General features: G+C 56.0%; 23 protein-coding genes and 1 pseudogene. 14 read left to right on the top strand and 10 right to left on the bottom strand.

Annotated features, from left to right (window positions below; translation table 11 throughout):
- Positions 1–10: 10 nt before the first annotated feature.
- Genes brxC through brxE form a run of 4 tightly spaced genes read right to left on the bottom strand, consistent with a single transcriptional unit; the run spans position 11 to position 5,690 of the window.
- Positions 11–3,643, bottom strand: coding sequence for a BREX system P-loop protein BrxC (gene brxC, locus SH410x_RS29185; RefSeq protein WP_473673237.1), 3,633 nt, complete (start codon positions 3,641–3,643; stop codon positions 11–13).
- Between the two features lie 9 nt (positions 3,644–3,652).
- Positions 3,653–4,291, bottom strand: coding sequence for a BREX protein BrxB domain-containing protein (locus SH410x_RS29180; RefSeq protein ID WP_473673235.1), 639 nt, complete (start codon positions 4,289–4,291; stop codon positions 3,653–3,655).
- A complete protein-coding gene (locus tag SH410x_RS29175) occupies positions 4,288–5,031 on the bottom strand; it encodes a hypothetical protein (protein WP_473673232.1) in 744 nt (247 codons plus the stop codon). Before SH410x_RS29175 ends, SH410x_RS29180 begins: the two co-directional genes overlap by 4 nt.
- 41 nt (positions 5,032–5,072) lie before the next feature.
- Positions 5,073–5,690 (bottom strand): BREX-6 system BrxE protein, encoded by a 618-nt coding sequence (gene brxE / locus SH410x_RS29170; RefSeq protein WP_473673229.1) that lies wholly within the window; start codon positions 5,688–5,690, stop codon positions 5,073–5,075.
- A gap of 111 nt (positions 5,691–5,801) precedes the next feature.
- Here brxE and SH410x_RS29165 point away from each other — a divergent pair, with 111 nt between their 5' ends.
- The 6 genes from SH410x_RS29165 (at position 5,802) to SH410x_RS29140 (ending at position 13,463) form a co-directional block, all read left to right on the top strand.
- Entirely contained in the window at positions 5,802–6,131 is a 330-nt protein-coding gene (locus tag SH410x_RS29165) for a helix-turn-helix domain-containing protein (RefSeq protein WP_473673227.1), read from the top strand.
- Positions 6,132–6,245: 114 nt separating this feature from the next.
- On the top strand, positions 6,246–6,524 hold the full coding sequence (locus SH410x_RS29160; RefSeq protein ID WP_473673225.1) for a P-loop NTPase fold protein: 279 nt from the start codon (positions 6,246–6,248) through the stop codon (positions 6,522–6,524).
- A gap of 135 nt (positions 6,525–6,659) precedes the next feature.
- Positions 6,660–7,892, top strand: a complete 1,233-nt coding sequence (locus SH410x_RS29155; protein ID WP_473673223.1) for a DUF6361 family protein — start codon at positions 6,660–6,662, stop codon at positions 7,890–7,892.
- A complete protein-coding gene (locus tag SH410x_RS29150; RefSeq protein ID WP_473673221.1) occupies positions 7,885–9,729 on the top strand; it encodes a phospholipase D family protein in 1,845 nt (614 codons plus the stop codon). Before SH410x_RS29155 ends, SH410x_RS29150 begins: the two co-directional genes overlap by 8 nt.
- Positions 9,726–12,770, top strand: coding sequence for a helicase-related protein (locus SH410x_RS29145; protein ID WP_473673219.1), 3,045 nt, complete (start codon positions 9,726–9,728; stop codon positions 12,768–12,770). Before SH410x_RS29150 ends, SH410x_RS29145 begins: the two co-directional genes overlap by 4 nt.
- 327 nt (positions 12,771–13,097) lie before the next feature.
- Positions 13,098–13,463: a hypothetical protein gene (locus SH410x_RS29140; RefSeq protein ID WP_473673216.1), complete on the top strand. Its 366-nt coding sequence runs from the start codon at positions 13,098–13,100 to the stop codon at positions 13,461–13,463.
- A gap of 322 nt (positions 13,464–13,785) precedes the next feature.
- Here the strand turns inward: SH410x_RS29140 and SH410x_RS29135 are convergent, their stop codons facing one another.
- Complete coding sequence (locus tag SH410x_RS29135) at positions 13,786–14,004, bottom strand: hypothetical protein (RefSeq protein ID WP_473673214.1); 219 nt, start codon at positions 14,002–14,004, stop codon at positions 13,786–13,788.
- A 138-nt stretch (positions 14,005–14,142) separates the two neighbouring features.
- Between SH410x_RS29135 and SH410x_RS29130 the strand changes: the two genes are divergently transcribed.
- The 3 genes and pseudogenes from SH410x_RS29130 (at position 14,143) to SH410x_RS29120 (ending at position 16,887) form a co-directional block, all read left to right on the top strand.
- On the top strand, positions 14,143–14,835 hold the full coding sequence (locus SH410x_RS29130) for a hypothetical protein (RefSeq protein WP_473673212.1): 693 nt from the start codon (positions 14,143–14,145) through the stop codon (positions 14,833–14,835).
- 76 nt (positions 14,836–14,911) lie between these two features.
- A pseudogene (locus tag SH410x_RS29125) lies at positions 14,912–15,982 on the top strand (ADP-ribosylglycohydrolase family protein).
- Positions 15,982–16,887, top strand: a complete 906-nt coding sequence (locus tag SH410x_RS29120; RefSeq protein WP_473673210.1) for a M28 family peptidase — start codon at positions 15,982–15,984, stop codon at positions 16,885–16,887. Before SH410x_RS29125 ends, SH410x_RS29120 begins: the two are co-directional and overlap by 1 nt.
- Positions 16,888–17,051: 164 nt before the next feature.
- Here the strand turns inward: SH410x_RS29120 and SH410x_RS29115 are convergent, their stop codons facing one another.
- A complete protein-coding gene (locus SH410x_RS29115) occupies positions 17,052–17,396 on the bottom strand; it encodes an NAD-dependent epimerase/dehydratase family protein (RefSeq protein ID WP_473673209.1) in 345 nt (114 codons plus the stop codon).
- A gap of 99 nt (positions 17,397–17,495) precedes the next feature.
- On the opposite strand from SH410x_RS29115, the gene SH410x_RS29110 reads away from it, so the two are divergent.
- From SH410x_RS29110 to SH410x_RS29095, 4 genes are all read left to right on the top strand, one after another.
- Positions 17,496–17,909 carry a hypothetical protein gene (locus SH410x_RS29110; protein ID WP_473673207.1) on the top strand — a complete coding sequence of 138 codons (414 nt, stop codon included), beginning with the start codon at positions 17,496–17,498 and terminating at the stop codon, positions 17,907–17,909.
- 203 nt (positions 17,910–18,112) lie between these two features.
- Positions 18,113–18,388 (top strand): hypothetical protein, encoded by a 276-nt coding sequence (locus SH410x_RS29105; protein ID WP_473673205.1) that lies wholly within the window; start codon positions 18,113–18,115, stop codon positions 18,386–18,388.
- Between the two features lie 199 nt (positions 18,389–18,587).
- Positions 18,588–19,238, top strand: coding sequence for an IS66 family insertion sequence element accessory protein TnpA (tnpA, locus tag SH410x_RS29100; RefSeq protein ID WP_473673203.1), 651 nt, complete (start codon positions 18,588–18,590; stop codon positions 19,236–19,238).
- On the top strand, positions 19,132–19,830 hold the full coding sequence (locus SH410x_RS29095; protein WP_473677434.1) for an IS66 family transposase: 699 nt from the start codon (positions 19,132–19,134) through the stop codon (positions 19,828–19,830). Before tnpA ends, SH410x_RS29095 begins: the two co-directional genes overlap by 107 nt.
- 159 nt (positions 19,831–19,989) lie before the next feature.
- Here SH410x_RS29095 and SH410x_RS29090 read toward each other — a convergent pair whose 3' ends face one another.
- Positions 19,990–20,628, bottom strand: a complete 639-nt coding sequence (locus SH410x_RS29090; protein WP_473673201.1) for a hypothetical protein — start codon at positions 20,626–20,628, stop codon at positions 19,990–19,992.
- Positions 20,629–21,025: 397 nt separating this feature from the next.
- Between SH410x_RS29090 and SH410x_RS29085 the strand changes: the two genes are divergently transcribed.
- Positions 21,026–21,613 carry a hypothetical protein gene (locus SH410x_RS29085; protein WP_473673199.1) on the top strand — a complete coding sequence of 196 codons (588 nt, stop codon included), beginning with the start codon at positions 21,026–21,028 and terminating at the stop codon, positions 21,611–21,613.
- A 129-nt stretch (positions 21,614–21,742) separates the two neighbouring features.
- Here the strand turns inward: SH410x_RS29085 and SH410x_RS29080 are convergent, their stop codons facing one another.
- The 3 genes from SH410x_RS29080 to SH410x_RS29070 all read right to left on the bottom strand — a co-directional run bounded on the left by SH410x_RS29080 (position 21,743) and on the right by SH410x_RS29070 (position 26,584).
- Entirely contained in the window at positions 21,743–21,976 is a 234-nt protein-coding gene (locus SH410x_RS29080; protein ID WP_473673197.1) for a hypothetical protein, read from the bottom strand.
- A 2,245-nt stretch (positions 21,977–24,221) separates the two neighbouring features.
- On the bottom strand, positions 24,222–25,250 hold the full coding sequence (locus tag SH410x_RS29075) for a hypothetical protein (protein ID WP_473673196.1): 1,029 nt from the start codon (positions 25,248–25,250) through the stop codon (positions 24,222–24,224).
- Positions 25,247–26,584: a hypothetical protein gene (locus tag SH410x_RS29070; protein WP_473673194.1), complete on the bottom strand. Its 1,338-nt coding sequence runs from the start codon at positions 26,582–26,584 to the stop codon at positions 25,247–25,249. Before SH410x_RS29070 ends, SH410x_RS29075 begins: the two co-directional genes overlap by 4 nt.
- Positions 26,585–26,682 lie beyond the last annotated feature (98 nt).

Here is a 26,682-nt window from a genome sequence, read left to right as displayed (position 1 = left end):
GTGATATTTCTCAAACAATCCTTACTTTGACGCCAGCGTCCAGTTGTTCCATCAGTTCCTTGCGAATCTCCGCGAGCAACTTGTCGACATCGGTCTCGTCATTGATGACGCGGTTGGAGTAGTTCAGCATGACGGGACGTAGGATCTTGTCGCTGGACTCGCTAAGAATTTCATCGAGCTTGCGATTGGCGGCGACTTCGCATCGCTGCAACCGAGCTTGGAAGGAATCTCGAAGGTCGATCAACTTGGGCGACACGGCGTCTTCGTCGGTGGTCGTGACTGCGGAATCGAACTCTCGCAACACGATCGCCGAGTGATCGGACGACAATGTGCTGAAGCCGGGGCGTTTCTTAACTCGCCCGCGTGCCACGTCGGAGGCGACTTCCTGGGCACCGAGCAACTCGCGACGCTGAGCCTTGTACGCTTCTCGGAGCACTTCGACATCCCTGTCCAACTCGCCCGCTTCCAACCACGGACGGTCCGTTTTGAGATGCGTTTGGATTCGCTCGGCGGATTCGGCCACGTCGGCATCGACCGGGCCGAGGTCTTCGAGTTGAGCAAACCGATAACGCATGACCTCGCCCGCGTCGTTGATCATGCCTATCGACGTCTCTTGCAGTTCTGACCGGTACACGTTGACCTTACGAATGCCTTCGCGGAGCGTGTCCAGGTTCTTGAGTAGTTGTTGGACAGTGGGCTTGGCATGACGCACCTTCGCGAGGCACTTTTCGATGGCCCGCTGCAGTGTTTCAAACTCGGGTGGAATCGGAACGACGACGGAAAGTTTTTTCAGATCACCGACGACTTCGGAAAGCTTGCGATTGAGCGGGTGAAAATGCGTCTCGACCGCGTCGGCGATCTCGCCGATGTCACGCCCGAGTTTGAGGTCGAATTCGTCGCTAAAGAATTTGCGAATCTTGTTCAGTTGTCCTGGATTGATGTCGCCGTCGTCGGCGGGGAAGAAGTCGGCGCGGCGGAAAGCTTGAGCAGAGGTGAACAGTTCTTGCATGCCCACGTCACGCCACGAATTGATCTCCGCTCCACCGTCGCTCAACTGGGCTTTGACTTTTGATCCGCGAATCAGGCCGGCAACGCACGCCTTGATCAGTTCCGGTCGGTAACCGAACGGCGCGCCGCCGAAGTCGGACAACAGCAGACTGCCGCTGACTCCGTTGTCACGTGTGATCTTTTCCTGAATGCGGACCGGCACCACACCGGTGCAAGTGGCTTCGTAGCGTGAACCATCGAGATCCAAGATTCCAAGTTCGTCTCGCATGAACTTGGCCGAGACTCCGACGAGGTCGGGTTGCAGCAGCTGCTCCACCTCGGCGGGACTGACGATGGTGCCATCGAACATCCCGAATAGATCTTTAATGATTCGGGTGGCACAGTGATTGGCGGCCGTCGAGAACGCTTCGCCTTGGGAACGTGCCTCGTACTTGTCGCCACGGAAATAGAACGTGCCGGCACGAAAGCACTCCGCGACGGCTTCTTTGACTTTGCGGGTGCCGTCTTCGAGCTTGATTTCTTCTTCGTTCAAACAGGTGCGTTTTTGGACGCTCAGGTTTTCGCGTCGCGGTTTGTACTTCTTGACCATCGCTTCGCTGCGAGCGAGTTCGCGGATTTCGTCGCGAAGCTTCTCGTTATCGCCACAGACCCAAACCAAACGATTCTTCAGCGCCGCCTCATCACTTTGACGGATCCAGTCGGATTCGCCGCGGTCTTCATTGGGCAGATAGCGGAAGTCGATCGTGACGCCGGTCGGATCGTTGGGGTTGAAAATTTTGCTGTCGTCATGCAGACGAGCGTTGTTGAACAGACCTGAGACGGGAAAGGGGCGCTCGTTGAGTTTGGGTTTCTCGATGGTCGCCAGCAGTTCTTTGAGGGCGATCAACACGTAGTCGCCAATCTTGTCGACGCTCGCACCGCCGTCGCGTCGTTCGCGATCCCATTCTTCACCGGCGGACGATTGGATTTTGTACCCGAGCTTGTCGGAATAGCCGAGCAAGCCTTCGCTGCGAAGTAGCTCGAGGGCTGCTTTGACATCGGACACCTGATCGCCGACGCCGAGTTGGTCGTAGAGACACTTCGCGACCAATTCGGGTGTGGTCGGTTCGGATTCTTGGATCAGTTCTAGGAGTGCGACCGCTTTGGCGGCACGCAGTGCGAGATCGGCTTTGATCTCGACGCACTTGTTCATGATCCGCGACATGCTCGATTGCGTGTCGGAATCGAGAGCGGTCTTTTGGATCTCGTAGATCTGGTCCAGGCTGACGACTTTGCCGAATTCGGCTTCGGCCAATTTTAGGTCGCTGAATAGGTCGCCGAGCAATTGCAACAAGCCACGGATGGCGTGGTCGTCGCCGGGAGCCCGGTTCGATCGCGTTCGCAGTGCGGAGGTGATTCGGAGAACGAGGTCGATTTGCCCCGGTAACATCGGGTAGATGTCGACGAATTCGTCGGCGGTGACTTCGCTGCATCCGTAGGCGAACAGTTTTAGCTCGGGCCGATGCTCGTCGAACGAGGATTTGAGCATCGCGATGTGCTCGGTCTTCTTTTGCAACAAACGGCGGTGAACGACGTCGCGGATGTTGGTGGCGGAGAGGTGGACTTGCAATTGTGGCGGGAAGCGAGCGCGGGCCCAAGCCAAGACTGATTCATCGGATTCTTCGTCAATCTTTTGTTGGCCGAGTGCGAGCATCCAAACCTTACCGCGCAGCGTCGATCCGAGTGACGTCGCAAACGCACGCAATTTGTCGGCTCGGTCTTTGTTGAACTGACTGTACTGGGACACTTCGTCGATGACGAAGAACAGCGTCGCGTCAGCGGCACGAAACCGGAGCATATCGCCGATGTCCGCGGTGGCTTCTTCGGCCGAACGTCCGGGAGGGGCTTTGCCGGCGTAAGCCATCGACCAGGAAAGCGGGTCGATGTGTTTTTGTTTATCGAGGTGGTGCATGACCAGCGAGAACGATTGGTCGACCATCGAGGTGTCTTTGACCGCGGACCATGGCTTGCCGAGTTGGGCCTCGGCGATTTCCTGGAATTGATCGTAGAGGCCGTCGCGTTCCAGCTTGAGCTCGAAGTCGGCGACGATCGGATCTTTGGTCGCGTAGCCGAGTCGCTCTTGAAGCTGGCGAATGGCGACGGCGTGAACGTGTTCGTTGTCGCGGGCTTTGGCACCGACATCGAAGACAACGGAAATCGGATTGATCTTCGCGATCAAATCAGCCCATGCCTCTGTCATTTCATGTGAACCCACCTCTCGCTGAGACCTGTTCCTATCGAGCCAGGCTTTCGATAGCGACGTTCCATCCGGCAGGGTCTTGCCGTCAAGTGCCAGACCAAGCAACTTGGCAAAACTTGACTTGCCGGACCCGTAGAATCCGGAGATCCATGCGTTGGGCAGGTCCGGCCCACCTGGCTTATCAAGCTCACGAGCGATGCCACGTAGCAGCTTTACGTATTGTTCATGGATACCATCGGGCACCCGCTTATAGTTGGGGTGATCTTCGTTCCATCCACCTGTGATGATGTATTCACGGACTTCTGACGCGAGATGCTCGGGATCCTGCTGGTGAAAATAGACAACCGGCGGAATGCTGCGAGTGACATCCTCGGCGAATAGCTCTTTGATCTTCATGTTGCTCGGCTAGGAATAAATGCGAGGTCGATAGTCACTGTCAGCGTTTAACACGCCCATGAACGAAAGCCCGGTGGGTCCATTTCGCTCGCCGGGGTACAGCAAGACAACGGGGATGTTTTGCGTACGGCCGTCGAGGTGCTTGAGCAACGCCGACGAACGGTAGAACGGATACAGGCCCCCGGCGCGTCCGATCATGGCTACCGTGCGATCTTTTTTGTCGGGGTTCTCGGCGATGAACGCATCAATGATCCGACTGCAGTCCGCCGCGATGCCCTCGGGGCCTTCGATCAATGGACCGATCTGATCCTTGAGGTATTGCAGCCCGCGTTCAGGATCCACTTTCTGCAACGCCCTCTCCATTCGGATCATGGCTTCGGACCAATCCTCACCCTGCGCCGCGATCCGATCATGCAACAGCTTTTGCAGGTTGATGCTCAGGACGTACCAACCGTGCTCGCGTAGGTCGTCGTTGAGCCTGACGACTTCTCGACGCAACTTGAATTCATCAGCGGGGTCGTAGCAAACGATGGCAAAGCGATAGTTGCGCATTGTGCTGATGCGTGGTCCGTCTGCCTGGATCAGATCACTCTTCAGATCGGCGATCACATCCGAAAGCGACGATTGCTCGAATAGCGGCATGCTCATGTCGTCACCGTCTCAGCACTTGAACCACTGAACAGACCGGCACTCTGCGCCCATTGCTTCACCGAATCGTGTGGCCAATCGAAGTGAATCAGATCGCCTTGCCGAGAAAAACCTAGCTCTCGGATTCCACGGAGCCGACGGATCGCTTCATCCTTATCCAGTCCGACCGATGCCAAGTACGGATTGCACACTGCGGTTCCCTCGTATTGGATCTCGCGCAACAGGTACATGAGATAGGTGAGTGCAAGGTCGCTGACCAGAGGGAACTGAATTGGACGTGGATTGCGGTTAGATCCGATGATCCCTGCGGAGAGGGCGCAGGTCAGCATCTTGCTCGCGATCTTGTTGCGTGTGGGGATTTGCCAACGATCGGGAACGGTCAGTTCGATCCAGCGGCTGACCATGTCGTTGTCTACATTGCCGGCGGGAGCATAGTACCGTTCGACCAGATACTCGCCGGTGAATTTTCTGTAGATGGGGTCAGCAAGCTGGGTGTGCCAATGGCAAATGAGCGATCGGTCACTCAGCTCCATCGGACGCCATTTCCCAAGCACTTCCAAGGCGAAGGGATACGCATCGTATCGGTGCCGCATGTCTGCGATCAAACGCTCGACTCTCAGGAGCGTCTTTGAGCCAAAAGCGGACGCCTCGAAAGCCTGCTCTTTCGACACGGGACCGTCTGCGGACGCACACAGATGCCAGTACGAACGCGATGGATCGATTTCGAGGGTGCATTTCATCATGCGTGTATGCGGATGCGTTTCCTCCTTGTACTGCATCTCTACGTATCTCTCCTGAAGTGCGGCATCGGATAGCTGTCAGCGATTGGAGACAGCCCCGCGACCAGACGACTGGTCAACTCGCCGAGTTTCTGAGGTGGCTTGCCCTTCAGTCGGCGGCCCGCAGGAACATCGGTGAACGACTCCCTACCGGATTCACCAGCCCAAGCCGCGAAAGAGTCACGACTCCATCCACCCGAAACGATCGCACCCAACACAGGCAACGCTTCGCAAGGATCCGTGCCCGCCAGCTTCAACTGCCGCAGCCGGTCCTCGACCTTCTCGTCGATTACGAATCCCAAAGAGAAGAGCGTTAACAAACGGTCAGGATCGTGATCCTTGGCACGGACGGAAGCATCGTGCAATCGTGCGGCTTCTCGAACAGATTGAAACTGGACCCATCGCCACGTATTGGGCAGCAGCTCCTGCAACTCATATTCAGCGGCATCGCCAACCAAGTCCGTACGCCACCACGCCAATCGCTTCGTTGTCGGATCATCGCTGGATCCGGACTCACCAGCCCATGCAACGATCAGTTGGGCGGTCAGCAGCGAATCAATCTCGGCGGCAAGCGGAGCCGACGAAAGGACTGATGTTAACGTTGTGTTTGCTTCGCTCACCGAAGTATCCTCCCTCACCGCATATTGACCCAGAAGTGACGACAGCTTAGGCTTCCGGCGTGCGTGCCACAATCAGGGGCACAAAGGAACCACTCGATAGCGAGCGATGCGATGCAGTTCGGGGAAAGAGTCAGACAGCTGCGTTTTCAGCATGATTTAACGCAGCAACATCTTGCAGATCGCATGAATGTCAGCGTCTCCTACATCAGCAAAGTGGAGAACGGAAAGCTGCACTTCGGCGACTACCCGTCGGAGAAATTCATTCACCGCTTGGCGGACGAACTAAAGGCCGACGAGGATGAGTTGCTGCTCCTGGCCGACAAGGTGCCGGCGGCAATTCGCAAAAGAATTCAGCAACGCCCAGAATTGTTCCGGAAGTTGGCGAAGCTAGACCGAAAGTCGCTGGATGCAGTGGAGTTGGCGTTGGATGCGGCGAAGTAGCGATCGGTTTTTCAGTTCAGCAAGTCTGTTGACCGGCAGAACTTCCCCGCCGCCAACAGCGTCTCGAAAACCAAAAGTAGGAATAGCTGCATAGCACACGCGAGCAACGAAACGATGAATGACAACAGGAATTTTCAGCATCAAGATTTCACCGACGGCGATACTCCTATCCATCAACTTGACGATGATGTGTTGGGTCGTGGGCGATTTTGCATTTCATTGGCCAACGTTATTCGTGACTGGCGAGATAAAACTGGCCTTGTCATTGGGCTTCTTGGAGTCTGGGGATCCGGGAAGACATCGGTCAAGAATTTGGTCGTCGAGCTACTAGAAAGGCACAATCCACCGTTAACGGTCATCGAGTTCAACCCTTGGTCGTGGTCTCGGAGTTGAGAACGATTTGGAAATCAGCTTTCGACAAGTATGAGCACGAGCAGGAATAGCTGTTCCGCAGCAATTAAGGGCAGCGGTCGCTTTTGATCGTTTGTCGCAGGGCTAGCAAATTAACACTCGATTGAGGCACTTGTTTTGGAACCGAGTCTTGGATGGACGTTGTTGTCTCGCGATGCTTTGCGGCGGGCGGAGACGCAGCTTCGCACGGACGTGCAGGGCGTTCGTGACGAGATCGGGTTCTTGGGTTTACACCAGGCGTATGCGGATCGCTTCTTTCCGGGAACGTCTGTGCTGCATACTCGGTTACGGTACGTGCTGTTTGTGCCGTGGATCTATCAATCGTTGACGGAAGCGGGGATTCGCGAACGGGTTCCTGAGGCGGTTGGCCGAGCCGAGATTGATCTTGTCGATCAGCTTCGCAAGTCGGGCGAGAATGGAATCATCGGGAAAGAGAACTTTCCGAAGACGACGACTCAGCCGCCTTGTCTGGTGTATTGGTCCGTGCTGGGCAATTGGCGGGTGCTGCGACCACTAGCGGATGGCTCGTACCCGTCACGCAGCGTCGTGCATCGGCGGTTGGGTCGGACGTCATCGCAGTTGTCGTTGAAGGACGATGACAAGCAGTTGATGCAAGAGGATGCGCCGCTGTTTGCTTCGTTGCCGAAACCGCCAAAGGCTTGGGGGAAGACTTCCGAGCCGCTCGATTTCCGTTTACTCGGCCGGGAACGGAAGTTTCTGACCAACCTGTTAATGGCGGTTCGGCGACCTGACTCGGCAGAGCGTTCATTGCTGTCGCTATTGGTGGAGGCTAACGTCGTCTTGGACCCCAAATCGGAGATGTGGTCCGACGACGTGCGGAGTGTCGCCGATGACGCGGACCGAGCGGCTCTGGAGCGTTCGCAACAGGTGGCCGCGATGTCGGCGATCGGTCGCGGTGTGTATGCCGCGTTGGTGGAACAGACGCGAGCCGTCGATGATGGCGTCGAGACGGCAACGAAGAATCGTGACGCGATGGAGTTCTTGATTGAGAAGTACGGCAGTGATGCGTTGCGATTGAAGGTGGAGGACGTTCGGCTGGATGCGGAAAAGATCGACGTTCGGATTTTGGAGGTGCTCGATCGGACGCAGGCGTGGCTTCGTCGCGGTGAACAAGATCTTTCGGACTTGTTCCAGATCTATTGCGATGCGGAAGTGAAGAGGAAGGGCACGCGTGCTCGTTTGCCTCGGACGTTGCTTGCACGCGAAAAACGACTGGAGTGGTCTGCGGAGGAACACCCCGCGGCCCAGCCGCTGCATTACCGATGGAGTATCGCTCGCGGTTTCTTAAGAGACCTGTTTGCTGAGGATCACGGTGACGACGATGAGTGATCGTGAAACGGCGAGTAAGCAATGGCCTGGTGCATCGTATTTGGATGCATTGCGACCGAACTTGGGTTGGCATGTTGAGTACGCGTTGCTGGCTAGCTATTCCGCGGACATGATCGCGGTCGTGGCAGCGATGATGGCGTTGGCTGGCTTGGATGACGATCGAGGGAGTGGAAGCAAGGTTGACTTCGCCAATGCGATCGAGCGGCTCGGTGGCAAGTTCCGACTGGTCGCTCAATCGGGGCGTTTGATCTCGCCTCGGAAGGCTCCCAAGATCCTGGGGCTGCTCGATCAGTTCATCCGCACCGTCTCGTTCGATGAAAAGGATCTGTCGTGGCATCCCAAGATCGCACTGGTGAAGACGCAGTCCGATTTGAGCGACGATGTTGAGTGGCGGCTATGGATCGGCAGCCGCAACTTGACACGGGACATGTCGTGGGATGTTGGACTGACGCTGGTCGGACGTCTCGCTGACTCATCGAACGGGCCCGCGGGCGATCGACCAATCGACGGTTTGATTGAACTGGCGAAATCGCTGGCGTTACGAGCCGAACTTAAAGGCGTGTCACCAAAGTTCATCGCTGACGAGTTAGGCGATGTTCATTGGCGTTGTCCGAACGGTTGCGATGTGGAGTCGATCCGGTTGCATGACGACGGGGGCACCAGAAGTTTGCCGCAGCCGCCGGCGGGATTAAATCGGCTATTGGTGATCAGTCCGTTTCTCGATGGAACAACGATCAAGACATTGTCCAAATGGGGAACAAACGAAACGGAAAGGATGCTGCTTTCCAGCAAGATAGAGCTGTTGAAGTTGGCGAGCCAAGCGCAAGAGCCACTCAACGGTTTTCAAGACCTGTTGATGATGGCGTCTCCGGATCTTGATGACGCGGCGTCCCCCTACGAGGCCGACGAGACCGGTGAATCCGAAGACGAAGAGCCGGAGCCTCGTGGCCTGCATGCCAAGATCATCATTGCAGAGCATGCCTTGGGAACGACGATGTGGACCGGCAGTGCCAATGCGACCTTGCGCGGCTGGTCGGGTCCGAACGCCGAGGTGATTGCTCGTGCCGCAATCACGCCCGGAGTGCTAGCTGGCGTGTGGGCGTTCGTGCGACAGTCGGCGACCACTGTCCAGGCATCCCAACTGAACGAGCCGCCGGAGACTGATGAGAGTCAAGAACGTTTGGATCAAGCGAGGTCGGAAGTGGCCGCGTCATGGAGCGTGACCCAAGCGATTCAAACCGATGTTCCTGTGCTCAGCGCCGATGCTGACCCAAATCCAATGCAGGGCGACATTCAACTGGAGGTTGCTCCTATCAGCGGGCCATGGGTCGTCTGGACGCGTGGTGAAACACAATTGTCATTGCCAAGAATTACACCTGGCGATGCGACTGAATTGATCGCGTGCCGATTGTCGTTGGGCGATCTGCAAACGGCTTGGCTTCAGCGATGCCCTCTTGATCCGCCTCCCGGTATTGAGCGTGACGAACAAGCATTGGCAAGATACTTGGATCCAAAAACATTCTTCCAATCCGTGCGTGGTCTGCTGGCCGGTGCGACTCCCGGTGACGGCGGAGGCCGTTGGGATGGCACGGCTAAGGTTGCGGCGTATGCGCGGTCGCAGGGGCCGGCATGGTGGTCGCCAACGCTGGAGGAAATCCTGAAAGCGTGGGGACGCGATCCGTCCAGTTTGTCGGAGGTGGATCGCAAGGTGAGCTATTACCTGAATCTTTATCGGCAGCGCAACGATTCTGAAATCACGGACGATGAAAAAGCGATCGTTGCTGATTTCGAGAAAGTCTGGTCGATCGTACGCGCCGAACTGGTGGCGAAGCTATGACCGCCGGCTCTGCTCAATCTGACGCCAAGCCGTTTCAGCAGGCGACGGTCAAGGCGGTGTTAAAATCGTTTGGCAGCAAGCGTGCGTGCCGGCGTTTCTTGGTCGCTGACGAGGTTGGGCTTGGAAAAACAATCGTCGCTCGCGAGGTGATTCGAGGGCTGATGGACAAGCTGAATCGACCGCTGAAGGTCGTCTACGTTTGCAGCAACTTAGCAATCCGAGGTCAGAATCAATCGAGCCTTTTAAAAGTTCTGCCGAAGGAAGAACGCGACCGAGCGTGCTGTCGGATCGATCGACTGGCTTTGATCACCGATGTCGACGAGCCAACACACCCTCGGCTGCATCTTTATTCTCTCACGCCGGACACGTCCGTGCCGATGCGGAAGAATCGGCGTCGGGATGGTCGCAAGGAAGAACGTGCGTTGGTTCATGCGTTGGTCGAGAACTTGTGGCCTGGCTTGTTCGACGAGGAAGCTTGGGGGCACGACGTCTTTCAGCAAGGGGCGCACACCTATTGGGACTTGGCCGTCGAGCAACAACGTGATGCGGCGTCGAATCACCGTCTTCAACAGGCGTTCCTCGCGTCGGTCCGCAAAGAGTTTGGACTGCTGCCGCGACAGAAGTTGATTCCACGTCTGCGCGAGATCGACGATGCCAATCCCGCACTCGCCTTGATCGCCCACATGCGAAATGCGTTGGCGGCGAGCACGGTCGAACGGATCTGCCCCGATTTGGTGATCTTCGATGAGTTTCAACGCTTTCGAGATCTGTTGAAGCCCGATTTGCCGGAGACCGAACGGCGAGTGATCGGCCAGCTTCGCGGGGATGACGTTAACGTTCCGCCCGCATTGCTGATGTTGTCGGCGACGCCTTATCAGTTGTTCTCGCGGCGGTGGGAAGAAGAGTCCGGCACATCGCATCGCAGCCAGTTCTTTGAATTGATCGAGTTCTTGTACGGCAACCAACGCCAGGCCAAGAAGAAGCGATCGGAATGTGAGGATGCGTTTCAGGTTTTGGAAAGTGAACTGCGCAAGGGTGAAACGACATCGGATCGGGCCAGCCAAGCTCGCACAGATGTCGAACGTTTGCTGCGTCCCGTCATGGCCCGCACCGAACGCGCTTCACACCCCGATGGCTGGACCGACTTCACCACCGTGCCAGTCGCCGCGCCCATTCAAAGCGACGACTTGCGATTGTTCAGCCACTTGAGCGATAGCTTCGCCAGCAAACATCGCTCGTCGGCGGTCGACTACTGGACGTCGATCCCGCTTCCGATGCAAACAATGGGGCGGCATTATCTGACGTGGCGAGAAGCGACTTCGGCGACTCGCCGCGGTGCGTTTCATTTCACCGAAGAAATGCGAGATCGCTTCAAGCTCCCCGCCGACTGGCCGCATCCACGGATGCGTGCACTCGAGGAAATGATCACCGCCGACGAATTGGCGACGCCGTGGTTGGCACCGTCGCGGTCGTGGTGGCCGCTGGCGGGGCGATGGACAGAAGGGAAGAACACGCGACCGCGGAAGGCTCTCGTGTTCAGTCGATTCCAAGCAGTACCCCAAGCCATTGCTTCGATGCTCAGTTACGGCGTCGAAGCATCCACGATCGCCAAAGACAGCAAGTCATACGCCGATGCCAACAAACAACGCGCCTTCACCGCCGGACCGAAACGGCACGCAACCCTTGGTCTTTTTCACCCCTCACCGTTTCTGGTCGAAAACACCGATCCCATTGCCGAACCGGTGTCAGCCATCGGCGAGGCAAGGCGGTCGGTGCGTCGACAACTGAAAGACGCCTTGAAGGATTTGGGCGTGACCGTGACGCGAAAGTCACGTTCCCGACCACTTTGGAAACTGCTCGCTCAGCTCGATTATCTGTCCGATCATTCCTGGTGGACCATCAACGCGTGGCTGCAAATGCAAAGCGTCACTTCGAAAGCGGACTCCGACGACGCGGGCCTCGGCAAGTTGATTACCGATTGGGACGCGGCCGGTGAAGAACCGCTGAGCGAAATCCCCCGCACGCTTTTCGATGGCCTCGTCGACCACGCGCTCAGCTCGCCGGGTGTGATCGTCGGACGAGCGTTGCGTCGCCATTGGCCCGACGCTGTCACGCAGAAAGGCTTCGCTGATACCTTGAACGCCTCGTGGCGTGGTTTGCGAACCTATTTGGACCAGCGATGGTTCGTTCAATCGCTCAGCCGCAAAAACGAGGACTATCCCGATGCGGTCAAACAAGCCGTTTTAGACGGAAACCTCGAAGCCGTGCTCGACGAGCACCTGTGGATCACATCGAAGCTAAGAAACATTGACGGAGCTGAGCTCGCTACCGAATTACGAGAGGGCATGACCGTCCGCAGTGGCAGTTTCAACCTGCATCCCATCGAAGGTGATCGCGACGCCACATTCCAGCTTCGATGTCATGCCGCGTTACCGTTCACTCAGCAACGCAGCGCATCATCAGACGGCAGGGGCGACAAAACCGACAAGCCATTGCGAACCGACGACCTACGTCGCGCTTTCAACACGCCGTTCTGGCCATATGTCCTGGCAACCACATCCGTCGGCCAAGAAGGCCTCGACTTCCACGCCTGGTGCGATCGCTTGGTTCACTGGGATCTCTGTCGCAACCCCGCGGACCTTGAGCAGAGAGAAGGCCGCATCCAACGCTTCGGCGGTTCCGCCATACGACGAGCCATCGTCGCCAACGTCACCGACCCACCAATCCAAACCTCCGGCCTACATCAAAGCCCCTGGTCCAACATCGCAAAGCAAGCCGACGAACAACTGAGCGACGAATCCGGCCTTGCACCGTGGTGGGTCTGCGCCGGCGGCAACATCGAGCGATTCATCTTCGAGGTTCCCACCAGCGAGCAAAACCACTGGCTCCACTGGATGAAAGAGCAACGCCTGCTTTACCGCCTAGCTCTCGGCCAACCCAACCAGGAAGACCTCCTCGAAGTCCTCGCCAGCAAAACCACAACCAGCCCCGACGATCTTCGTAAAGCGGTGATCAATTTGTCACCGTGGTTCAGCAGTTAGCAGCGGCACGCGGCGACATATTTGCTGCAAGGATACGCCCCGTTAAGCTAATCGACAGTTCAAACCACCAGATATCGCCAGCCGCAGCCGCCGCTGAGCCACGGTCGCTACAGTTCACAATTTTGATTCACGTTGGCGCGGAACTGTGGTAGCCGACCTTCCACACTGTACCAATCGTTGAGAGCGTTCGGAGATCGACTCTTCCTGTTCGGTAGCACAACGCAACGAGGTTGCTGCAGTGCAAGTGCGATCCTCAGCGGTTCTCGTTGCTTCTGCTTGGCCGTAGCAACCTCGCAGTCGTCGTCGTGGTTGCCACCGCAAAAAATCATGCCTGATGGCAAATTGCTGTCGATGGCGGCCCAGACGCGACCCTGCCCCAACGGCAACTTACCCACAGCCTCCGCCCTCACGTTTTTCGCCAAGCTCGAGACGACGCGACTCAAACTAAAGCGACACCGCTTCCCCGTGGGCGAGCACGGGCCAATCTGTGCGAAACAGCCCGACAAGTTTGCCCGCATCAAGTTGCTGACAGTCGCTTACGCCCACCGAGCCACGCGACTGATCGAAGAAGAGAACGAACGCCGCGGTGCGACCAAGCCACTCCGATATCCCAAACGCCCGTTCATAAAACTAGCCCTCATCGCCAACGGCAATAGATGGACGCCGCGTAGATCGAACTCAGACTCGGGTTAAGGGAACCGTCGTATGATTTTAACAGACGTAGCGACGAGGCCCACCGGTTTAGATATCGGAACATTGTTCCTGCATGCGCAATCCATCTTGAACATTGGACGCGGCTTGCTGTTGCTTTTTGTGGTTCTCGTTTACGAGTTCCGCCGTGCTGCCTCTCGGTGCTCATGAACAACGCACCGTGGGGATGCTCCCTTCTTCGCCGCCAGGCAGATCGAATCGCGGGGTAAAATCCGGATTTTAAACCGCCGGTTGCAGGCGACCGCCTGCCGAGACGGACGTGCCCCGGACTGCCGAACAGTGACGGATCGATTCCTGGATTCCGTCATGCGTATCGATTTGCGGTCCATCCGCTGGTCACGTGATGAAAAAGCCAACTTGCTGGTTGGACTGGCCGCCTGACTTGCGGATAGCTGTCGCGTTGAACTTTGCCTTTGCCTTTGCCTTTGCACTGCGGACTGCGTGCCGAGTAACGCAGCAACAGCGACGATGCTGTCGAGTCTATCGCGTAGTAGCTACGAGACTCTGGTCGTGAAGGGAACAACGGGCTACTCTCTTCTAGCGGGTGCTTTGTTCGAGAACCGTCGCCAGACCGTGGATGGAACGATCTGGTTGGCCCGACGCACTGACTGATCTATCATTGAATCAGGCACACACCCAGTGGAAATGACCAGGAAGACCGATGATCGCGATTAACAAATCCCCAGAACCTCGCAAACGCCCCGATCCGCCATGGCCGATCGATGCCCACGCCAGTATTTTTGTGGAAGTCCTCCAAGCCTCCGGTCAGCGTTTTTTGCATCCGTCGACCGTGCAACTACCTAGCCCGGATCCGTTCAGCTCTGGCGTTAGCCATCCTGATCCCAATTCGCCCTTCACTTCACCGGGACTGGGAACGGAGCCGACCTCCGAACTGACGTATTCCCTGTTTCTCAATCTCGAACTTGGCAACCTGAACCCCTTTCCAATCGCTTTTGAAACCGTGGTGATTCATTTTGATGACGGACCGGTACCACGAAACGAATCGGATGCGATTGAACAAACAACCATCTTCACCGAGAGCGGAAAGATCGTTTCCAACTTTTCGTATTCACGTGTGAATTTTAGGAAGTCTCCGTCCGGAGAAACGCCACTAGCGTTTCAGATCGAGAACCGAGGCAACATCAGTCTGCCCGCTTTTGCGTTGGGAGCCGCTCGTGAGATTGAGAAGCGATATGCCACGCGAGTCATTCTCCAGCTCTTTCATCAAGAGGTGGCCGTTTCGCGGCCAGTCGTTGCCGGCATTCCGCACGAAGCTCCAATGCCCGTGCATGACCCGGTGCAACACGGCATCTCGCCATTCAAAGGACTCCCGATTCGCTTTACACAGTACTGAATACCAGCTCAGGCTGCTGGTCAGCATGCAGGTACCGGGTTAGCCGGCCCATCGAGAGTCTAATGTCACTGAATTCATGAACAAAGTCTCAAAACGCGAAGCTACTACCGGATGCATCCTGGGAACCGCGGTGGGCGATGCGTTGGGGCTGCCCTACGAAGGTGTCTCACCGCAAAGAGCACCGCGATTGCTTGGTCCGCCCGATCGCTACCGATTCCTGTTGGGTCGCGGCATGATTTCCGACGACACCGAACACACTTGCATGGTGGCCCAGTCGCTGATTGAAGCTCGCGGCGACGTTGACGTCTTTACCAAGCGTTTCGCAAGTCGGTTACGGTGGTGGATCTTGGCACTGCCGGCGGGCGTTGGCAAAGCGACCGCTCGTTCGGGGATGAAATTGTGGTAAGGCGCAAAGCCACGAAATGCCGGTGTCTTCTCCGCAGGCAACGGGCCAGCGATGCGAGCGGCCATTTTCGGTGCGGCGATTGACGATGTGACGTCGATGCTTGAAATGGTGCGAGCATCCTCGCGGCTGACGCACAGCGATCCGAAAGCGGCATACGGAGCGATCGCCGTGGCATTGGCAGCGAAGCACTCTCGCGATCTCGAAACCGTTGATGCGAACCTGTGGCTCGATCAAGTTGTCGATGCAGTCGGTGACGATGGAGTCGAATTGACCGATCTGCTTCGCAAAGCGGTCCAGAGCATCCAGGCTGGAGAAACCACACCCGACTTTGCGCAAGCCATGGGGCTGGCCAAAGGTGTCACCGGATACACCTATCACACCGTTCCAGTCGCGATCCATGCTTGGCTCTCGCACCCGAAGGACTTTCGCCAAGCCGTCACCACGATCATCCGCTGCGGCGGCGATGCCGATACGACCGCCGCGATCGTTGGCGGCATTGTTGGTACTGGCGTCGGTGGTGAGGGTGTTCCCGAAGAGTGGATTGATGGCCTATGGGAATGGCCACGCAGCGTGGCATGGATGCGTTCGCTCGGCGAATCGTTGGCTGACTCAATCGATGAGAAACCGATCACCGTCACGAAGGCTCCCTCCATCAATCCTCTCGGCGTCCTCGTTCGCAATCTGCTGTTCCTTCTCGTCGTCCTCTTTCACGGTTTCCGCCGGCTTGTTCCGCCATATTGATGCCCACTGAATCAAAAATCGTCGACCGTGACGAAATCGAAGCAAAACTCCGCCTGCACGTCGATCGACTTGCGGGGCTGATCGGCCCACGCACGTTGAAGAAGCCCAAGACGATTCAAGCGACCATTGGCTACATTGAAGGTCAGTGGACCGAGATGGGGTATACGAATGAACGTGAGTACTACGATGCGCTCGGTGACGAAGCCACCAACCTGATCGTCGAGCGTCCCGGAACCAAGCGGTCCGGCGAGATCGTGTTGCTGGGAGCCCACTACGACACCGTCTATTCAACGCCCGGCGCCGACGACAACGCTTCGGCAGTGGCGGTCATGTTGGAAGTCAGCCGTCTCCTGCGCCAACACACCGGTCGGCGAACCGCACGCTATGTCGCGTTCGCCTGCGAAGAGCCACCGTACTTCAACGTCGATGCGATGGGCAGTCAACACCACGCCCGCGAGTCATGCCGCCGCGGTGATAACATCGTCGGAATGCTGTGCCTAGAAATGGTCGGCTATTACTGCCTAACAAAAGGCTCGCAAGCCATCCCGCCAGTGATCCCGAAATGGTTGCACCGTTTCTTCCCCCAACGCGGCGACTTCCTCGCGGCAGTTGGCAACATGCCGTCATGGAAGCTGAATTGGCAATTTCGCCGCGGTTTCAAACGAGGAACACGGCGGATGCCCTTGTTCTCAATCTGTCTGCCCGAAAAGATCAACGAGATTCGGCTCAGTGACAACAGTTCGTTCTGGGACCAAGGCTACCCAGCATTGATGCTTACCGACACCAGCTACCTGCGCAACCCGAACTATCACCAAGCGAGCGACACTCCGGACACGCTCGACTACCCCCGCATGACCGAAGTCACCCTCGGAGTTGCCTCGGCCATGCGACGCCTGCTTGGGTAGCAAAGCTCACTCGTGTGCAGACGGACATTCCGCCGACCTGGTCGCATTGAGTTCGATGAAGCCTTTCCATTGGTCCGGCACGTCAGCTTTTTCGACGCGGCCCGGCACAGTCGTATCCAAGTCAGTCGCAGTGTTTCGTTGTGGCGACTATCAGAGACTGCCACTCAGACCGTTCGGCTGCAAGTATCTGCCCGGTTCAAGGTGTGCTGGTAGCCATCGGGATTGAGCGGATTGCCCTGTCCGAGCCCGTAACGATGAGCGAGCTTTTCGATGGCTGCTTTGTGAGCACCGTAGCGACTTTTGGCCCACAGCGGATGAGTTGCATCGAGTGGTCGATCGTCAAGAACTTGATCATGGACGGCGCACGTCGCGAACGCGATGAAACGGCCGGCTCCCGCTGAGCGTGTGGCTCCAATCAGCTTCAGTGTGCCCACGACGTTTTTCTGGACGAAGTTAATGATGTCGCCGTCGTCTCCACCAAAACCGGCCCCAGGACGGCAAAGCGGCATGGACAACCGCGTCGCAGCCTCTGACGAGCGTCCTAGTGCTCTCAGTTTCACCCAGGTCACGTTCGATCCGCTCGACTTCATCCATGTTGCCAAAACCGCTTGTGTCGCTCGACGAGCGTTGTCAGCAGCGTAATGGGCGACCAAGGCTTCCGAGCGTGTTTCACCAGCATCTGGATCACGTCGCACGAACAGGGTGAAGCGGTCCGCAAGATCGGTCAACTCTGTCACGAATGTGGCTGGAGTCTGGCAACTTGGAACATCGGCTCAAGATTGCAGCTCAGTGTTCAAACGGTCGAGGAACCGGTCAACGATCTCCTCGCTGCGATCAATACGGCGGGTGCGATGGTCGATGAGCAAAACACTTCCATCTTGGTACTAGAGAACCTTCATCGCTTCCTGCAGTCGACCGAGATGATTCAAGCCGTTGCACGGCAAGTTTTTGATAGTAAAGAAATCCTTCGCGCCACCTGCGACGAGACTTGGCACATCCTCCGGAAAGCAGATACCAGATGAAAGGCTCGAAAGAAAGACAACAACACCATGCCTCGTAGCAGCACTAACGAGAAAGTTTGCTCTAGAAACGCTCTGCCGTGTTGGTAACGAATTGGCATATTACTTTCTATGTTGTAGAATAGCGACTAGTCAAAGTAATTTGGCTGTCCCGGTCGAGCTTTATTTGTCTCAGCAACCTATCGCATATATATTCTGGAAATCGAATGTCAGAAGCAACCATCAAAGTAAAACTTTCGCTTGGCCAGCGAAAAGTCATTTGTTTACTGATGACCACACTGTATTTTCGTCTCATGCTTATCACGCCCAGCCCGAGGGTGATTATGTTTTCCCTTCGAGAGTTGGTGGAGATTCACCGGAGAGCTATTGAAGCCAGGGACCAATTGGAATGTGGCAATCTCCGCAAAATCCTGTCCCGTATCGGAGACATTGTTGGCGAAGCGATCAAAAAGGAAAAAGCAATCGACTCGCCATCAGTTTAATGTCTTCAAATGAACGGACGAGCAGCGGTGCTTGTTCAACTGGTGGTTGCTCTGACGTATCTGTTTCCACCACCAGCGAGTGGTCATTGAGGACGTATACCCATCCAGCTCCTGAGTATCATCGTAGCCGTTCACCAGAACCATTGTAGACGCGGGTTCTAGACTACTGGGTTTACTTTGCTTCCCAATGGAGAACCCCATGAATCGAGCCGAAACCGCGAAGCTTTGGACAGAGCGTCTGCAACGATTCGAACAAGCTCAGACGACGGTCGCTCAGTTCTGTGATGCCGAAGGTGTTTCGCAGCCTTCGTTCTACTACTGGAAACGCAAGCTGCGGGCGACACAAGATCCGAAAGCCTCCGCCGTGGCCAAGTTCGTGCCCGTCTCGTTCCATGACACACCGGATCGCCCCGCGCCCGCAGCCGATCACGTGATCGCGACGATTGAACTTCCCGGTGGCATCCGCATTCGTGTCGAAGTGCCAGCTGATTCTCAGCCGAAGCCGCCTCGCAAGAGCGACCGCAAGTTCCCTGACCACTTGCCGCGGATCGTTGACCTTCCCGAAGATCGACGCGAGGGCTTGAAGCTGATCGGCTATGACGAGATCGAAACGCTCGAGTGGATCCGGCCCGAGCTTCGTGTACGCGTCAATAAGTACGCCAAATACGTTCAGCCGGTTGAAAAGAATCGTGTCGACGATGAGCCGTCCATTGTCAGCCCCGAGCGTCCTACCGGACTGGTCGCTGGCGATTGCTTCGATCGGTGCCGAAGTCATTGCCTGGAAACGCTTCTATCACCTGCCGTTTTACCGCCAGCAAGACCTGTTCGCCGGCAGCGGCTGGACGCCTAGTCGCAGCACGCTGGGGAATATCGAAACCTCTGTCGAGTTCGCGCTACGCCCACTGGCTGAACGCCTGCGGCCGTCTCTCAAGACAGACGCTTGCGTGGGCTGTGATGACACTGGCGTGGTGCTGATCATGCCCCAGGCGATTCCCGGCTTGTCGAATCATCCACGTGCTGAGCGAATCGGCGAGGTGCTTGAAAAGGCGATCGCCTCTGGCAAGCCAAGCAAAACATGTGGGGTTACTACGCCTCCCGTCTTTCCAGTGGTCGCGTTCGACTTCACGGTCAGTCGTCACCGTGACGGACCGGATGATGTGCTGGCGGATTGCGAAGGAACGCTGATCGGCGACTGCTGGTCAGGTTTTCCAAAGATCGATGTTCGCAGCGACTCGCGAATCACCTTTGCAGCGTGCTGGGCGCATGAACGAGCGACGAACTTGATGACGATCATCGGGACCGCGATCCGCAATGACTTGGATGTTCACGCGTATTTGGATGATGTGATGCGCCGAACCCTTGCTGGTGAAACCGACTGGTCAGCGCTGAGCCCACCTGCCGGGAGAGACTCGAACCCGGAATCCATCCGCGACTACCGGTAAGACGAACGCCGACAAGCGGCCGACCGTAAGCGAGTCCGACGCGCCCGCCGTCGACGACTTAAAAAATAGCCGTCAATCCACCGGGCCGAATGGTGCGGGTGGACGGTTACGTATCATCAGCATCACGACCGCAGCATTTGCTCCACCGATCGCCGCCAATCAATTCATCGGAGCCGACTCGAACGCTCGACTGAACGACTCGCGGAGCCGATTGTGACCTGGCTGATCTTCAGGGCTGGAAACTGATTCGGTTGGCTCGTTGTCGGAAACCTGAGCGACCGATTTCATCGCCTCGACCATACTCTTCGTAAAGTTGATCGACTTCATTGATGCCAGAGCGTTCAGGGACTTCATATGGCGGTTGAACGCCGACTCGATCTTCTTCAGTCGGTGCTCGCTGATCTGGACGTTGTCTGCGGGACTCTTGGCTTCACGTCCCTCGTGGAAGTAAACCTGAAGCCAGGTCGCGACGGCTTGGTCGACCAGCATCTTTTCGACCACCGTACCGTTCGTCTCGGCCAGCAGTTCTCGCTTGTGCTCAGCCATCTTCAGCAGCAGGCATTCCCGCCAGAAAAGATTTTGTCCGGCAATCAAGTTGATCCACTCAATCTGGGTCTGCGAAGCCAAGTCGCCGCAGGCCCAGACATACTCCGGGTGCTGACGCAAAATCCGTCGCAAGGCTGGAATCGCCGAAGGATCACCCTGACTAGCGGCTTCGCGTAGATCCGCGAATGAAGGCTCATTGTCCTCAGTCGCGGTAGGAACGTTTTCATTGTCGACTTCGTTTGCTTCAATCATCTTTAAGGTTCTCCATCCTCGAGATCGTTGGTTGGCGTATCCGATTGAAAGCATGAGGGAATGAGTCACATCGCTCGTACTGCGAAGGTGCCGTTTGAGCAGCGATTCTGCAGCAGCAGTCTGCTGACGCTCTTCACTTAGTTGGCGTCGGACCGCAGCCTTACGCGCCAACCACTGTGACTCAACTTCAGCCAAAACGCCGGTGCCGATGTACTTTTTGCGGATGCGTCCGTCCGACAGACGCACGCTCCGGTAAAAATACTTCCTGTCGCTGCCTCTGGTTTCCCAGCCCACCTTGTACTACTCTTCAAAAAGCCCCAACAATTAAAATCTGGATATTGGAATTGTAGCGTATTGTTGTCGGCAGGTGAACTCCAACAGCATGATTGCAGAAAACATGAAAAAGACCGAACGAAATGATCCAGTCGAAGCAGCGATCAAAACAATCGAGCAGCGTTACGACATCGGCAAGGACATCCGGAAACAATGCGGCCCGACTTCACTGCCTGGAGTCATTGCTGAACTGGCAAAGAAGTACCGGATCAATCGTGATACCGCTCAAAAGCTACGTGCGATGGCATCGCGGGACACGGGTTACATGAAGAGCGAGCTGAACACTTGGTTCAGGCTGTTCAGGAAAGAAAACCATGCCCTGTCGATCAGCCATTTTGTCAAGCTGGTCAGCGTTCCCAAGGGAAAAGAGCGTGATCGTCTAACTCAGGACGCTCTGACCAACCGTTGGAGCAGTCACCGTCTTCAGAAAGAGATCATCGCCCGCCATGGTCGCCGGCAAGAAGGTGGCCGCAAGCCGACAGTCGTTTCAGGCAAGGCGTTCAAAGCTGAGCTGGAACAAATGCTATGGACGTGGCGTCGTTGGCTAGAACTTCACCTCGAAGCGAACCCGGAGCTGGAGCCCGAACTCACCAAAGAACTCAACTCGCTCAAAAGCAAAATCGTGGAGGTGAACCGATTGATTGCGAAGTGAGTGAGTGTGTGTGGTCCGCTTGGAACTGGCGAGATTGACTCAATCGCCGAGCGATGATTCTCCGCGTCCGCCGCTCGACCTGAGCTGGGCAAATTGTTCAAGCAGTTCCGAGAGTAAAGCTATGCTCCTTCAATCGGCCACTTTATCCGGCTCATCAGCGTCCCCAGAGGCTGAGAGCGTGATCGATTGACCCGTGAACCACTCAAGGGCAAGTGGAGCAGCCACCGGCTTCAAGCGGAGATCATCGCCCGCCATGGTCGCCGTCAGGAAGGTGGCCGCAAGCCCACTGTCATCACGGGTGAAGTGTTCGAGGGCGTACCAAAGCGAACCTTGTGGGCCTGGGACCGATGACTGGAGTTGCACCTGAAAGCGAATCCGACCCTTCGACCGGAGATCAGCAAAGAGCTCAAAGCGATCAAGACGAGGATCGCGAAGGTGAACGGGTTGATTTCAAAGTGAGTGGGTGTGGCTAGGGTGCTTAGGACGTGAATGACTTGGCATTGGTAATTGGTGGCTTCAAGCAGTTTTTGAAGAGCCAGAGCTCGCGACGCATCACGTGGCCTTGCATTGGGCACCAGGCAGTCACCAGAGCGATTCGAGCAATCCCTGTGAAGGCAAATGTTTGTGTTGAGTTGACAACCCAGGCGTTCTCACAGGGCCGCTACCCCAAAACCGTTTTTTTCCCCCATCATCGCGGAATGACGGCAGAGATCTTGAACGCACTGCCATCCGAGCCAGGATTCCATCCATCCGACAATGCCGCACGGATGCAATCTGCAACCAACTGAGGTGTGATAGCGACGGGGCCATCGGAGCACGATGAATCCGGACGCACCCGATTGGTTGTCACGTGAAGGACGCAATGTGGGTCACCAGTGGCTTGGACGGCAAACGTCATTGGCGCGTCAACCTGCTGATCGTACGTAAGACGAGAACGAATGCGCCAGCGGTACGCGACACCGTCAACGGAGATCGCGGTTGAGCCCTTGAGTGGAAATGCCATCGGCTAGTTCTTGAAACGGAACGATTTGCCGACGCCGTTAGTTACCGAAGCGAGAACGCGTAGCATCAGATACAGTTTACCAGCGTGCAAAACCGCTGGCAACAAATTAGGGGCCAGCGGCCAATCAGGGAAGTCAACCGCCGCGACTTTGCTCAATGAGCGTGCAATGAGCATGTATGTGGGACGAACGATGCCATTGCAAAATGGTGGCCAGCGTACTATCAGGCACCCGCGATCAAAGTTCGCCCTTGGTAAGTGACGGTGAACAGCGCCGTGAAGCAAGAGTCGGGGTGCATCATGATGCGTCTGGCGATCATTCGCACACGAGCATTAGAGAAAGATCGAAGATGGCAAAATTTGATTAGTGCCGGTTTGACCATCGCGGCAAGAGCGTTGCCAGCCGAGTCATGCTCGTAGCTTAGGCCCGGAAGCTTGCTTCGGTGCAGGGTTTTACCGCCTTGCGTGGGAGCTGTTTCACCCAAATCGCCGTTGCCCTGAAGCTGGATGAACAAATCATTCGTCAGTACGATGACGAGCACCAGAGAATGGGAGAGTAGCCAGCGTGGTAACGAACACTGAGAAGGCCGTCAGCCGGCCTTGTGCGGCGTATGACGCCGCGTGGGGCCGTGAGGCGGCTCGTGGGGCGATCAGAGCTTGTGAGGCATCAGAACGCCTGCATTGGGCGCCAGGCAGTCACCAGAGCAAATCGAGCAATCCCTGTGAAGGCAATGCTCAGGTTTGAATGGCCGCGCATGGATTAAGCTGGGGACAGACGTTGTGATGATACTCAGCGTCGAGTTTCTTGTCAGGTTCACAGGACTCCGTATCGTCATGTTGACGTGATTCCTCACCGCGGTTCAGGAGTATCGTCAACACTGAATAGTCAAGAAGCGATTTAACGAAACTCAGGCTCAGCGATGAGAACTTGGATTTCAGATGATTCACTCTCTTCGTGAGCGTGGTACGGTTCTCTCATTTTAAACTTTCCTATAACTAAAGACGCTTACTCCTATTACTTTCAGGGACTGCTGAGTCTATATTATAGAAATAAAGGCCTTTAGTTATAGGAAACTTTTTCTGTTGAAAACCGTACCACGAGGGTGAGTTAGCATCGCGTGAACCAAAGGTGACGAGATTAGGAACATCCGGTAACGTGTCGGTTGAAGTCAACACTTCCGTTTTTCTGTTCCCAGGTGTCACGGATGGCGCTTGTATTTGAAAATCAGCTCGACGAAGCCTCCGAGCAGCGTTGCAACGCCTACTTTGCGACTTTGTCCACGAAGGACTAACGGCGGTTTCCGATCCGTGTGGCTCATTTGCCGAGCTATTGCAGAACATACTATCGGATCGAGCGTCGGCTCTTTTGGCTGTAGGCCGAACTTGCTCGGGCCGGTTACTTGATTCTCTCGACACGGTCATTGACCTCATGCGGCAGACGAGCACTCGAACTGGGTTGCGAGCGAACTGAACGTCATTCGCTGTGTATACCAGACCGGACAGGAAATCAGCGACGAGATGAAATCTCAGCGACAAATTGTCCACGATCAAGCTATTCCCGAGTGGAACTACACAACGGTGCTGTGAACCACTCACCTGTTCTTCACGCTATGCTTCTCGAAGTTGCTCTAGCATTTCATCAAGAGATTCCAGCTCGCCTTGGGTAAGCAACGAATTGCCTTTAGGACGCTGCTTCCATGTCTGATGGTATTTGTCTTCATCGTAGTCGTCGACTTCGACGATGGTGGCGAAGTCTTTGTCATGTCTGAGGACCAGTCGATCTAGTTTTGCGGAACCTGAGTTGCTCTTTGTGCACTGAATTGCGAACATACTCTCTTCAGAAGGGGAGCCAAGAACGAAGCAAGCATCGAGCGAGCGTGCAAATGACTTGCATCGGGCCGAGTCATGATGCGAGAGACTGGCCAACGGTGAGGCATGGCAGGCGGTGCCGTTAACTTGATGGGTGATCCAAACCGGACATTGTTCTCGGATGGATAACTCACGACAAAATTTGTCGACGAAGTCTTGAATAAACTCTCGCTCTGACTTTGAGCTTGATTCCCAGGAATAGTTCCAGACGTTGCACACGCCGTCAATGACAATGCCGCCAAGCGGCTTTACTGAGCTGAGTTCACCGACGCGGGCGGCAATCCACTCAGGAAAATCCGTGAATTTACAATTGCGACCGTCAGGGCCGTTTTCATATAGGTCTTCGATGCATATCGGATGCAGCTGACGCGACAGCACTTCAAGTACATGGCAATAACGGTCAATTTCGGAAACAAGCTTGCTTTGTTGACTTGGTAACTCTGAGTGTCTTTCTTGTTCGTAGGGTTGGATGTGGTCAGAAAGGCACCCGAAGTTATCTCTATCGATCTTTGCACTATGGGACAAGACCCTCTGCTTCAGCATGCAAAAATCCGTCTCGATATCGAGCAACACCCAGGGAAAGGAGCAGTGGCACCTGTCCTGGAAAGCTGAGCCGCGGGTAGCCCCATTGCATGCGATCATGCTCGCGAGATGTGTTTTCCCGACGCCAGTTGGGCCTAAAATGCCGTAGACGCCAGTCGGGGCGGTTCCACCGCCGAGCAGTTTGTCGAGAAACGGCACGTAGGTAGATCGAATGTTGTGGATCACGATAGGCTCCCCACCGGAAGGTTTTGAGTGATGAGCCAACGGACCTCCCTTTCGCTCGCGTTGATACCTGCATCCTCAAGCAGTTTTCGCAATATGGTTCTCCCGGGCATTGGCACTTCGGGATAGCCGAACGTGGCCAGAATGGGCCCCGCCGCTTCGAGCAGTCGCTCTCGCGTTTCTTGGGATCTTGAACGAGGCTTGACGCGAGGCCGTGCCGTTCGCGTCTGACACCAATCCCCCCACTTCCGCACTGACTTCTGGGAATGAGTCATGTGAAATCGGGTGTGCCACTGCTGAGGCGAGCAGAGGGTCATTGTTGGCCAGTGGAACAGTCCATGGGGGTTATTCTTTAACTTTACTGTCGGCTCGCTTGAGTTTCGGCACTTGACCATGACAGCCCGGAGTTCCCCGACTTGCCCGGCTTCAATCAAGTCGATGTAGACGCCCGGGGGAGCGACGTAATTTCCCACGCAAAACTGCTTTAACTTCGTAAGCGAGGCGAGGGAATTGGGGATATATGCCATTACCGCGACACGCAGGGCAAGCTCCTCCGTATTCTCGTAGCAAGCTTCGTTCGCCGCCCAAAATTGTTTTTGCTCCAGAACTGGCCCTAGCTGAACCGTCCATAATCCGCCGGTTCCGCCCAGCATCTCTGCTGTTGACTGGAGGGATGATCTCATCGCTGCACGCTCTGATTTGCACAGATCCTCATCAGCGAGTGCGATGCTGCACGTTTGTGACAGGATAACAATGTATCTCGGTTGCTGCTCCTCCAGGCGGCACGCTGCGTCTTGGAAGGCCTCTTCCATCTTTCGTGCGAAGCAGTGAGGGCAGACCCATGGATTTAAGCACACGTTGCAGTTGCGGACGAATCGGTACGTGTGTGGTATTTGGGTGGACGTTTGATAAAGGCTCGTTGGGCAGACCGTCGCACTCGCCGCCGCCCTGTACTCAGGAGTGCTCTTTTCCGTCGTCGCGTGCATCGCGAGCAGGTGACGGCGGCTGAGGTAATCGAAGGCTCGTGCTTCGCGAACGGTGGATTTGTGGTCCTTTCCCGACAATCGATCGTAGGGTTGGAGCAAAAATGAGGGATCGTTTTTCAGAACCTTCCGTTGAGCCCAGTTCCGGCGATCATCGCCTGCAGCCCCCGCAAGCAATTCCCTCTTCATCCAGTCCACAGGACGACGTCCAAGTGCTTTCACATCTTGAACGGCTGCGAGGTACTTGGCTTCCGGGGCGTAGTCGGACTCGTGTTTGCCACAGGACTCACCGAGGGCGTCCTCGTGCTCCTCCACGTGCGGTGTGTGGGTGGGCTTCTTCTGATACTCCGGCATGGCAATTGAACTTTCCTAACGGACAAAGGTGAAGGGACTGGAGACGTTCGGCGTTCCTTGCTCAGCGTCATTTAACACTATTCTTACGAACCTCTTGT

The organism is Rhodopirellula sp. SH410 (genome assembly GCF_055811895.1).
Note: the sequence above shows the minus strand (reverse complement) of the source record. Positions and strands in the feature narration are given on the sequence as shown.